We start from the raw sequence: 10,795 nt of genomic DNA on the forward strand, positions 1-10,795 counted from the left end.
GGTCCTCCCACTGGCTCGCCGCTGCAGTTCCACGATTTCGGCGTCGGTCAATTTCATTGCGCCCTCCGAGGGCTCAATGATACTTCCTATTTAAACGTTACAGTCCACTAGAAGCGAAGCCCGGGAAAGAGAAAGAGGTCGAAAGCTTCCTTGTGGGTGGCCTCCCTATCGTGATGGAAGAGCCCGCCACTACCGCTTGGTTTGGCATTCGCCTGGGCCCGACAACCTTCGGAATCTTTGATGCGTTCCCGAATGAGGCAGGCCGGGAAGCGCATCTGTCCGGGAAGGTGGCGGCGGCTTTGATGGCACAGGCCGGTGAGTTGTTCGCCGAGCCACCGTCCATTCAGAAAGTCGACGTGCTTGCGGCAAAGCTACCCGGCTAAACGACCTACCCTGCCCGGTTGACTCAAGCCAACAGGCCTTGGAAGCCGGTGCGGAGAAAACCGACATTAGGCAGAGCGAACGGGCGAGAACTCGCCCGAGGCGGGATCGCGCAGGAACAGCAGGCCCGTCGCCACGCCGAAGTAGGCGCCGTGCAGTTCCAGCCTGCCGTCCTCAACCCGGGCGCGAATGGACGGGAACGTCATGAGGTTAGTCAGGCTGTGCCCGACCACAGCCCTTTCCAGCCGCTGGATATCATGGGCGCGATCACCGGTGCGCGGCAGACTGTCGGCCACCGGGATGATCTGCGACACCCACTTCCCGACGAAATCGATCTTGGTCAGTGGCTTGAAATCGTCGAAGACGGCCCGCACGCCGCCGCACGAGGCATGGCCCAGCACCACGATGTGCTTTACGTTGAGCGCATTGACGGCAAACTCGATGGCTGCGCTGGTGCCATGGTATGAAGATGATTCTGCTTCCCCTTCGTACGGCGGCACCAGGTTGGCCACGTTGCGTATGACGAACATTTCGCCCGGTCCAGCATCGAAGATGACCTCCGGTGAGACGCGCGAATCGCAACAGCCAATTAACAGAATCTCCGGATTCTGCCCAATCTCTGCGAGTTGTTCGTAGCGGATACGTTCGTCGGGGAAGCGACCGCTCAGGAACGCCTCGTAGCCGTCGGAAAGTCGTTTAGGAAACATGTGATATAGCTCTCGGCGAGGGGTGATGACTCTATTGTCTTTCGAGCTGCGCAGCGCGTTCAACTCGGCCGCAAGCAGGATCAATGGCGAAGGCGAACTCATCGAACGACCTTGAACCCGCTGATCAGATGGGGCCCGGCTGATTGGTGGCGGCGAAGCCGCACGCCGCGCGTCCGGGCTCAAGTATCAGCCGGGCTCCGCTATGAAAAGCAGGAAACCGAAATAAACGCCGGCCGCGCGCGGCTACCTTCGGTGCATGAACACACTCACCGTTCCCCTCAACGAGCGCGACCATCTGCGCGGTTCACCGGACGCACCGGTGGTGCTGGTCGAATACGCCGACTTCGAGTGCCCGTACTGCGGTGCGGCCTACTGGGTCGTGAAGAAGCTGGAGCAGGACCTGCCGGACACGCTGGCCGTCGTGTTCCGCCAGTTCCCGCTGGTCGACGTGCACCCCCACGCGCCGCTCGCGGCTGAGGCCGCGGAAGCGGCGGGGGCCCAGGGCGGGTTCTGGAAGATGCACGACATGCTCTTCGAGCACCAGGACGCACTGGCGCCAGTCGACCTGATGACGTACGCCGCCGCTCTGCACCTGGACCTGAAGCGGTTCGCCAGCGATCTCGCCGGCCACGTGTTCCTGCCCAAGGTCCAGGACGACATGAAGGGCGGGCTGCAAAGCGGCATCAAGGGAACGCCGACCTTCTTCATCAACGGCGTGCTCCACCGGGGCGGGTACGACGAGGCTTCCCTGCTCGCCTCGATCATGCTGGTCGCGGCGGCAGCCTCCTGAGCCCGCTTCCGGCCTCGGCGCCCAGGCGGTGATGTGAAGGACCTGCGATATTTCGACCCTCACCGGCGCGCGACGTGGCTGGAGCTGTTCTTCGACCTGATCTTCGTCGTTGCCCTGCACGCCGCCGGCGAGATCCTGAGCGAAGCGCATGAGGGCCACATCGGGGTTCAGCAGTTCCTGCACTTCGTGCTGGTGTTCCTGCCGCTGTGGTGGATCTGGGCGGGCCACACGATCTACGCGAATCGGTTTGACACCGACAGCCGCCAGCACCGGCTGTCCACCTTGCTGATCATGCTCCTGCTGATCGTGATCTCTGCGCAGAGCTCGGCCGGCGCCCAGGAACACTACGCGCTGGCCGTAGTCTGTTACTGTGGGGCGCGGCTGATCATCTCCGGGATGTACTTCTTCTCCAGGCGCAAGCACCACGACGGGGGTGGCTTCGCCTCGACGGTGGGCACCGTGTTCGCCGTTGGTGCTGCGATCAGCCTTTCCTCGGTGCTGATGAAGCCACCGTGGCGCTACCTGGTCTTCTATGCCGGAATCGTGTTCGAAATGGCGGCCCTGGTGCTGCGGACCCGGAGGCTACACGTCGTGCCGGCGCACACGGCACACCTGGTCGAACGAGTTGGGTGCCTGACGATCATCATGCTGGGCGAATCGGTGATCAGCATCTCGGCGGCGCTGACGGGCATCGCCTGGAACGGATCCAACGTCATCGCCGCAGTCAGCGGATTCGTCATGGTGTCGGCCATCTGGTGGATCTACTACGACAGCTTCCATCTGCTGGAACAGCGCAAGTTGGCGACCGGGCTATCGATCCTCTATTCGCACTTCTTCCTGTTCATCGGACTGGCGATCCTGGCCTCGCTGATCCGGCATGCGATCCTGGACGACCTCGACCCGGGCGACTTCCGTCGGCTGGCCGCGGCCGGTACGGTGCTGTTCTTCCTGGGCAAGCAGTACGGGTACTACATGGAGGTGCCCGAGCTGCGGCCTTACCTGCTGTCCAACACCGCCGCCGTGTTCGCGCTGACGGCACTCGTGCTGATGTTGCCGCTCGGGGTCGGCGCCATGCTGGTGGGCATCACGGCGACCATGATCTGCTACGTGCTGCTCAACCTGCGCTACCGCCACCTGGTGCGCGGCAGGAAGGCGGCGGCCTGATCCGCTGCCTGCGCAGCTCGAGGGAGATTGGGCAAGCTCGACCACAGCGCGGTCAATTGCGCGCGATGCCGAGCTTCTGCATCTTGTATTGCAGCGATGTGCGCTTGCCCAGCTTGGTGGCCGCGCCGACGGGGTCGGCGATGACCCAGCTGCATTTTTCCGGGGCCTGCGGGATACGCTCGCGCTCCGGGCTGGGCATTGACATCGTTGGCTCCGATTGGCGAGAGTTTGCAAGTCAACGGCGCCGTCAGAAAGGTTACACCTGGCGCGCCACGCGCCCTGCAGACGCCGGGATTGACGTTCCACGAAATGGCTGCATCGGGCCTCGGGAAAGTGAATCATCAGGTGCAGCCAGCTCATCGAGCTCGCCTCAACACGCCGTTCGGGCCGTCGTCGCGCAGCGCTCAGGCCGCCACCGTGCCAGCTTCCGTCCCCGCTTCCGCCTCTTCTTGCGCTTTCGTCTTCGTCGCGGCGACGCGCCGCTTCGCACTCGGTGCCGTCCCGGCGGGCATCTTGTCGATGCGAAGCGCCTTCTGGACCGGGTCGTAGCCGAGCTTCACGCTCTGACCCGCAGACACTTCGCCCTTGAGCATGGCAGTTGCCAGCCGCGATTCGACCTCGGAACGCAGCTTGCGCTTGAGCATTCGGGCGCCGAACTCGGGGTCGTAGCCGATCTCCGCCAGGTGGTCGACCAACGAGTCGTCGAACTCGAGCTGCACGTTCTGCGCGGCCGCAGTGCGCGCCACGCGCTGCAGCTGCAGCTGCAGCCCGACGATGGCATGAATCTCCGGCTTGCCCAGCGCGTGGAAAACGACGACCTCGTCGACCGGTTCAGGAATTCGGGCCGGAAGTGGTGGCGCAGCAGTTCCATCAACCGGTCGCGCAGCGCCGGGTACTCGAGAACTTCGCGATCTTCGGCCTTGAGGTTACGCTGGATCACGTCCGACCCGAGGTTGCTGGTGGCGATGACAATGGTGTTGGTGAAGTCGATCACCCGCCCCTTGCCGTCGGTGAGGCGCCCTTCGTCGAACAGCTGCAGGAGCATGTTGTGCACCTCGGAGTGCGCCTTCTCGATCTCGTCGAGCAGCACCACGCTGTAGGGCCGGCGCCGCACGCGCTCGGTGAGCTGGCCGCCCTCCTCGTAGCCTACGTAGCCCGGCGGCGCGCCGACCAGCCGGGCGACCGTGTGCCGCTCGGAATACTCGCTCATGTCGATGCGCACCAGCGACTCCTCGCTGCCGAAGACCGTCGTCGCCAAGGCCTTGGCCAGCTCGGTCTTGCCGACGCCGGTGAGGCCGAGGAAAAGAAAGGTCGCGGTCGGCTTGCCTGCTTCGCCCAGCCCGGCGCGCGCCAGGCGCACGGCGTCGCTGACCGCGTGGACCGCCTCCTCCTGGCCGACCACGCGTTCCCGCAGCCGGTCTTCGAGTTGGAGCAGCTTCTCGCGGTCCTCGGTGGTCAGCTCGGACACCGGCACGCCGGCCAGCGCCGAGACGATCTGCGCCACATCCTCCACGCTCACTTCGGAAGAGCTGGTGCCACGCCGCTTCTTCCAGGCCGCAGTGGTGTCGGCGAGCGTCTTCTCGTCGCCCTTGATGCGGTCGCCCAGGTCCTTGGCCTTGTCATATTGCTTGGCCGCACCTGCGGCATCCTGCTCCTGGCGCAGCTTGCGAACGTTGGCCTCGATATGCTGCAGTCCGGCGGTGTTCATTGTGCGATGGGTGAGTACGGCCGACCTTCGCACTGGCAATCGCGCAGGGCCTCCTTGGCGTGCAGGGCCACCAAGCCGTAGAAGGTCAATTCGGGCCGAAGCGTCACTGGTACGAGCATAGGTCAATGTGAACCCGATCGGGCGCTCCGACAAGGGTCAGTTTCATCAACGTATTGCAGGCCAGGCATAGGCGTTGCCCGGGCGCGCAGCGGGCCCCACGGCGCCGAGCAGGTCGACACTCCGGGAGCGGCGCGTCAATACCGGCCACCGACCCAAGAGCCGCGTCTGGGCGACGGATGAGCCATGGGTGGACAAGGCCGTGCCTGGCGCGCGGATTCGGCATTAAGAGCAATTGCCCGCTCGGCTCACGGGTTCCTGCGGGCAGCTTGTTGTATTGCCCCATCGACGGACAGGTCCGAAGCTGGATCCTGACCCAGCAGAATCAGCGCGGCCCGGTAGGCGGACCGCGCCCCGGCGCGAATTTCGTTCACCAGCTCGCGTCGCCGCCGGGCGTGATGCTCGGGCGACCGGTAGACGGGTTCGGTCATGAGGAGCTGTGTCACCGTCAGCAGCCTGGCGGCGGACGTCAGGCAGAAATGAATGGCTGCGCGCTCCTGCGATGCCTTGTTGGCTTCCTCTACCCTGCGGATGACGACCTCCTGCGCTGGCGGAGATAGTTCGCCTAGATTGGTGGGGCCGGACCAGGGCGCAAATTCATGGTCGCCGTAGCGGGCGGCCAGGATCAGTTCGATCGAGTGGAGTGCCCGTTCGAGCTCGAGCATTTCGGTTGTTTTCATCAGACGTGTGACTGCCTGCGGGCGCGTGGCGGCCAAATGCCGCGCGATTCGCCGCCTCGGTTCAGACCTTCAATTCTCGGCAATCAAGCGCCCGGCGACCATGACCAGTTGCGCGCAGTTTCGACCGGGCCAGATGGGCAGTCCGCGTGCACAACGGCACTTGCCCCAACTGAGCCACCGACGGCATCGCCAGGGACCTCGCCGCGCCCCGAGCTTGGTGGCGAGGAAGACGATGCTGCACTTCATCGGTGGTCTCCTGGGGCGGACGGCCTCAATGCTGCGGCGCAAGCGTGTCGTTGACCTCAGCCTCGCTAGATTCCAACTCGGCGCCAACAGGCTTGCCGCCCTGCGCGTCGGCCAGGGCCGGTAGCACCTCGGTGTCAATCGCTCTATGTCGACCTCGCCGACGATCCGGGGTTGTCGTACTCTTCGTGCATGTATGGACCCGACGCCTTTTGCAAGTTCTCGTTGGCGATGAGAAACGGTCTGCACGCATGTTTACGGCTTGCCAGTGGGCCCGTCGAGACACGCCCGCAGCCTTGATGAGATCCGCACACCCTGTCCTTAGCAAATCGGCGGCTTGAGCCTGAGCGTGCAGCCGGCACCAAAAACAGGTTTCGGGGTGTTGGTCCAACCGATTTCGTCATCATGTTCGAGAAGCTTCGCAAACCAGTGCTGGGTATCTTCTTTCCCCCTCAAGGTACTGTTGTAGATGCCACGGGATTTCAGAGCGCGGCGCCCGTGGGTCGATACACGTCTTCGCTGCTGAGCAGGACCTGGATGACGCGCGCATTCTTGTTGGCCAGCGCCACCGCCGCGCGGTTGTAGTCGCGGCGCGCGACCAGCTCCTGCAGCCAGCGCTGCGCGCATCGACCTTGCCGACAGCGTAGCGCAGGACCGAGCGTGCGCCGTGAATCAGCAGGGTTCGAAGGTACGCATCGCCCCGCTTGCTGATACCCTTGAGACGCGATTTGCCGCCGGACGAGTACTGACGCGACACTAGGCCGAGCCAGGCCGCCAGATGCCGGCCGTTTTTGAACTCCTTGGCGTCCCCGACGGCGGCGACGATCGCCGTGGGGGTGATCGGACCGACGCCGTCGATGGCCGTGATCTTCTTGCACAGGGCCGAGCTCTTCATGAACGACTTGATCCACGCCTCGGCATGTGCAATGCGCTCTTCGAGCGCGTGTACTTGCTGCAGCAATTCCATCAGCAGCGTCTGGCAGAAGCTGGTGAGCTCGCCTTCGCACTGCTTGAGGATCTCGGGCATGGCGCGCTTCAGGGCCTCAGTCGATTGGGCGATCGCAATGCTGCGCTCGCCGAGCAAGCCTCTGACCTGGTTGATGAGTGCCGTGCGCTGGTGGACAAGGAGTTGGCGCACAGGGTGGGCGGCCATCATGTCCTGCTGGTCCACAGATTTCACGGTCACGAACCGCATTGCCGGGCGGCAGGCGGCCTCGACAATCGCCTCGGCGTCGGTATGGTCGTTCTTGTTCGTCTTGACGAAAGGAGTCACGTACTGCGGGCTGATCAACCGCACCTCGATGCCCAGTCCCTGGAAGCGCCGCGCCCAGTGGTGAGCCGAGCTGCATGCCTCCATCGCGATCACCCGCGGCCGCAACTCGTGTACGGCTTGCAATAGCGCGGCGCGGGTTACCTTCGAACGATGCTGTGCATGCCCATGGCGATCGGCGCCATGAAGCTGGAACACGCGCTTGGCCAAGTCGATGCCGAGAATCTCGATCTCCATGGCGAACCTCCGAGCCAGAGGGTTGTTGAGATGCGCAGTTTCGTCTCAATGGTGGCGTCGGGTCCATCTCAGTAAATTGGTGCGCTTTCTCGCACGCCCAGCAGCCATGCGGACTTACGTTTGATGGCGCAGGTGCCAGACGCGCGTCGCCCTGCGAGGGATCGAAGCCAGTACATAGACGGCCCTGCGTTTCGGAGCCAGCCATGCCCTCCTTTGCCCTGCTGTCAGGCGACACGACAAACTGCCCCCCGCGATGCCTCGGGCATCGTTGCGGTCGGTCTTGTTGCGCATGGCAGCCAGGGTGTTCTTGACCTGCCTGGCTTCCATGCAGATCACCTCGAAGCCTGCCGCCTGCAAGCCGTAGGTGAGGTACTGGGTCAGCGTGCCAGCCTCCAGGCGGACAGCCTTCACATCGGCGCTGAAGCTGCTCAAGCGCTTGGCAATCGCAGCTGGCTGCGCCGCCGTCTTGGCTTCGTGGCACACCTCGCCATGTTCGTCAACAACGCAAATCGAGACGGAGCGCAGGGACACATCGGCAAACGACCCGATGTGAAGCGCCGCTATCGAGGCGAGGGCGATGGCGTGATCTTCGTCGTCGACGATCATCCGTTGATGCGCGACGCGGTGACGATGGCCCTCGGCGGGCTTCGGCGAAGCGAGGAAATCGTCGAGTTCGCACGCCTGCGCGAACTCGCCAAAGGACTGGCCGCCAGCGGCTGTCCCCGATGTCGTTCTGGATCTGCATCTGCCCGATGCATCCGGATGCTCCGGTGTGCGCCAAGTCCGGCAGCGGTTTCCTGGCGTTCCCCTGGTCGACTATTCGGCGACGCCTGCCGCGCACGCACGGGATGAGCGCATCGAGGCCGGCGCCAACCACTACATTGAAAAAACCGTGAACTCGCAAGGCTGGCGGCTGCGTTGGCGCAACTGCTGACAAACCTTTCCGTGGCGCGATGTCACCACGACGAGCAGGTCCAATGGCGCCAGGCCGCTCGCGGCGTCAACGCCGCCAGTGGAAGCCGGGCCAGCCGGGATTCGTGATGTGCGCCGCTCAGCGCACCCCCACCACCCCGACCTCGACCCGGCGATCGGGTTGCAGGCAGGCAATCAGCGCGGGGCTCGGCTGGCTGCCCTTGCACTCGCCGGCCTTCGTGACCGGCGCCGTGCTGGCCTTGCCCGTGGCCACGATTTTTCGCGGATCGATCCGGCCGGACTGCGCGAGATAGGCCTTGACGGCCTCAGCCCGTTGCACCGAAAGCCGCTGGTTGTGGCTGACGGAGCCGAGACGGTCGGTATGCCCTTCCACCGTGATCACCTCGAACTGGATCGGAGCGAGGTCGGCGCCGAACCGGTCGAGCGCGACCTTGCCGGGCGCCGTGACCTCGGCCCGATCGAAGCCGAACAGCGAGTCCGCAGAGAAGCTCACCCGACGTATCGGAGCCGCCGCCACCGTCTCAGCCTGGACGGTCGCTGGCGCAACCGCCGCCACCGGCTCGACGTAGGTCGGCGCGCTGCGCACCGGCGCCGCTGCAGAGGCGCCGAATGGAAACACCAGGCTCACCGTGGCCGCGTTGATGTCGCCGCGGTTTCCCACGGCGTCGTTGACCCGGTAGCGTTCGAGCTCGCCGCGGATGAGGAAGCCGGGGCTCACCGCATACTGGATGCCGACGCCGAACTTGTAGTTGGCGTCGCTGCTGCTGGGGTTCAGGGCGGTCACGGCGACCGCGCCACTGCGCGAAAAGGTATCGCGCGTGCGGCCGTACTGCACCCCTACCCGCCCGAGCACCGACCAGCGCTCGTCCAGGGGAAGCGTGCCCACGAGGTCGAGATTGACCCCCTGGAACTTCGCCTCGCCGGTCAAGATTCCGGTCGGCGTCGTGGTGGCTGCGAACCCGAACTTGCCGAGGTTGAAGTACCCGGCTTCGACGGCCCAGTTCGGAGTGAACTGATAGCCACCAAAGAGCTTGTAGGCGAGCGAACTCTCGTCGCGCGACATGCCGGTGGTGGCAAGGCCCGCGATGCGCAGGCGCGCGACGATGCTCTCGTCGTCGATGCGGGCCTGCGAGCCGCCCAGCGAGACGCCGCCGTAGAAGTAGGGGGCCTCGCGGCCCTGGGCCAGGGCGGAGCCGGCAACCACGCAGCCCAGGCCGGTCAGGCCGAGCATGCGCAGCAGGTGTCGAGGTTTCATCTTGGCTTTCGGGAGGGCAGGCAGAGCGGGCGGACGAACGAGGCTGTTGCCGGCGTTCACGGGGCCACCACCGTGGTGTTGACCATGGTCACCGAGGCGGCAAGGCCCAGGGCGCGTCCGGTCAGGACGGTCTGCGCGGTCTGGCCCGCGGTGGAGATCGTCACGCCGGCGCCGGCGATGATGGTGCCCACCATGCTGCTGCCGTCTTCGATGCGAGCGGCGCTCGCGACTTGCCAGAACACGTTCTTGGCCTGCGCGCCGTTGGTCAGCAGCACGGTGCGGGGCGTGGCGCCCAGCCCGATGGTCAGCGACGAAGGTACTTGGAACACCCACACCGCGTCCGGATTCCCTTGCGCATCCAGCGTGAGGTCGCCGGTCGTGATGGCGAAGGTTCCGCCCGCCGAGGTGTAGACCGCGGGCGGCAGCACGCGTCCACCGAGTTGGCCGGCGCCCGGATCGTTTCCTGCCGGCAAGGCCGCCAGGTCGTCGTAGGCCCGCTGGGCATCGGCTGCCGCCTGCGTGGCGATCGTCATGCCGGCGGCGGTCCCGGGTGCGGGCGGCGCGCAGAAGACGGCGCCGTTGGTCACCGCCCCGCGATTCAAGGGCGTCTCGGTGTAGATGTTCGAAGCGTCGTGGAAGCCGGTGATCAAGGTGCATGCCGCGGTGGTGCCGAGGTTGCCGTTGACCACGGTGTTGACGCCCTGGTTCGTCACGCCGGCGCCGCCGCCGAATCCGCCGAACAGGCCGGCACTGCGCAGATCGACCGCGGCGATGCAAGCTTTGGATCCGGTGGAGAAGTCCCAGACGCGATCGGCCGCCAGGGCCATGCCGTCCTTGCCCTTGACGCCCGCGCTGCCCGATTTGATCGTCACCACGAAGGCACTGCTGGGCGCAAAGCCCGCCGCCGCGGTCGCGACGAAGCGTGCGACCCGCGTGATCGGGTCATAGGTGACGGTGCCCGAGATCGGCGCGCCGTTGCCCACGACCTGGAAGGTGGAGGCGTTGATGGTCGCTGCGTCCATGGCCATGTCGAACCCGGCACTGACGGTCGTGACCGGGCACAGGCCGGAGGCTCCCAGCGCCGGAGTCACCGACGAAATGGTCGGTGCGACCGGTGTGCCCGGTTGTCCGCCGGCGGCGCCGAGACCCGCGGCTCCAGCGGCCCCCGCTCCTGCGCCCGAGGTCTGCCCGACCCCCACGCCACCCAGGATGGGGTTCATCCCGCCGCCACCGCCACCGCCGCCGCAAGCGGCAAGCGCGCAGGCCAAAAGCAGCGGAAAGATCCGCGGAATCAATTTGAATCGTGTAGG

At 65.4% G+C, this 10,795-nt stretch carries 11 protein-coding genes and 3 pseudogenes; 4 read left to right on the top strand and 10 right to left on the bottom strand.

Going from position 1 to position 10,795, the window contains the following annotated elements:
• The first annotated feature begins 152 nt into the window (after positions 1 to 152).
• Entirely contained in the window at positions 153 to 383 is a 231-nt protein-coding gene (locus QZH52_RS37005; protein ID WP_301816270.1) for a putative quinol monooxygenase, read from the top strand.
• A 66-nt stretch (positions 384 to 449) separates the two neighbouring features.
• Here the strand turns inward: QZH52_RS37005 and QZH52_RS37010 are convergent, their stop codons facing one another.
• A complete protein-coding gene (locus QZH52_RS37010) occupies positions 450 to 1,088 on the bottom strand; it encodes a carbonic anhydrase (RefSeq protein ID WP_301816297.1) in 639 nt (212 codons plus the stop codon).
• Positions 1,089 to 1,344: 256 nt separating this feature from the next.
• Between QZH52_RS37010 and QZH52_RS37015 the strand changes: the two genes are divergently transcribed.
• Together QZH52_RS37015 and QZH52_RS37020 are read left to right on the top strand one after the other, a co-directional pair.
• Complete coding sequence (locus tag QZH52_RS37015; RefSeq protein WP_301816271.1) at positions 1,345 to 1,878, top strand: DsbA family protein; 534 nt, start codon at positions 1,345 to 1,347, stop codon at positions 1,876 to 1,878.
• 33 nt (positions 1,879 to 1,911) lie between these two features.
• Complete coding sequence (locus QZH52_RS37020; protein WP_301816272.1) at positions 1,912 to 3,042, top strand: low temperature requirement protein A; 1,131 nt, start codon at positions 1,912 to 1,914, stop codon at positions 3,040 to 3,042.
• A 52-nt stretch (positions 3,043 to 3,094) separates the two neighbouring features.
• Here QZH52_RS37020 and QZH52_RS37025 read toward each other — a convergent pair whose 3' ends face one another.
• From QZH52_RS37025 to QZH52_RS37050, 7 genes and pseudogenes are all read right to left on the bottom strand, one after another.
• Complete coding sequence (locus tag QZH52_RS37025) at positions 3,095 to 3,247, bottom strand: hypothetical protein (RefSeq protein WP_301816273.1); 153 nt, start codon at positions 3,245 to 3,247, stop codon at positions 3,095 to 3,097.
• Positions 3,248 to 3,446: 199 nt separating this feature from the next.
• Positions 3,447 to 3,602, bottom strand: coding sequence for a hypothetical protein (locus tag QZH52_RS37030; protein WP_301816300.1), 156 nt, complete (start codon positions 3,600 to 3,602; stop codon positions 3,447 to 3,449).
• Positions 3,603 to 3,656: 54 nt separating this feature from the next.
• A pseudogene (locus tag QZH52_RS38940) lies at positions 3,657 to 3,788 on the bottom strand (ClpB D2-like domain containing protein); the annotation flags it as partial.
• A 140-nt stretch (positions 3,789 to 3,928) separates the two neighbouring features.
• Positions 3,929 to 4,750 (bottom strand): annotated as a pseudogene (locus QZH52_RS37035) (AAA family ATPase); the annotation flags it as partial.
• A gap of 365 nt (positions 4,751 to 5,115) precedes the next feature.
• A complete protein-coding gene (locus tag QZH52_RS37040; RefSeq protein ID WP_301816274.1) occupies positions 5,116 to 5,532 on the bottom strand; it encodes a hypothetical protein in 417 nt (138 codons plus the stop codon).
• Positions 5,533 to 6,272: 740 nt separating this feature from the next.
• Positions 6,273 to 7,297, bottom strand: a pseudogene (locus tag QZH52_RS37045) (IS110 family RNA-guided transposase).
• Between the two features lie 114 nt (positions 7,298 to 7,411).
• Positions 7,412 to 7,903 (bottom strand): IS110 family transposase, encoded by a 492-nt coding sequence (locus QZH52_RS37050; protein WP_301816275.1) that lies wholly within the window; start codon positions 7,901 to 7,903, stop codon positions 7,412 to 7,414.
• A gap of 127 nt (positions 7,904 to 8,030) precedes the next feature.
• On the opposite strand from QZH52_RS37050, the gene QZH52_RS38850 reads away from it, so the two are divergent.
• A complete protein-coding gene (locus tag QZH52_RS38850; RefSeq protein ID WP_366919368.1) occupies positions 8,031 to 8,231 on the top strand; it encodes a response regulator in 201 nt (66 codons plus the stop codon).
• 117 nt (positions 8,232 to 8,348) lie between these two features.
• Here QZH52_RS38850 and QZH52_RS37055 read toward each other — a convergent pair whose 3' ends face one another.
• Complete coding sequence (locus QZH52_RS37055; protein WP_301816276.1) at positions 8,349 to 9,545, bottom strand: OmpA family protein; 1,197 nt, start codon at positions 9,543 to 9,545, stop codon at positions 8,349 to 8,351.
• Positions 9,542 to 10,705, bottom strand: coding sequence for an ice-binding family protein (locus tag QZH52_RS37060; protein WP_301816277.1), 1,164 nt, complete (start codon positions 10,703 to 10,705; stop codon positions 9,542 to 9,544). The genes QZH52_RS37055 and QZH52_RS37060 overlap by 4 nt, the downstream gene beginning before the upstream one ends.
• Between the last annotated feature and the right edge of the window lie 90 nt (positions 10,706 to 10,795).

This window comes from Variovorax ginsengisoli (genome assembly GCF_030486595.1).
GTDB classification, from domain to species: Bacteria; Pseudomonadota; Gammaproteobacteria; order Burkholderiales; family Burkholderiaceae_C; genus Variovorax; species Variovorax ginsengisoli_B.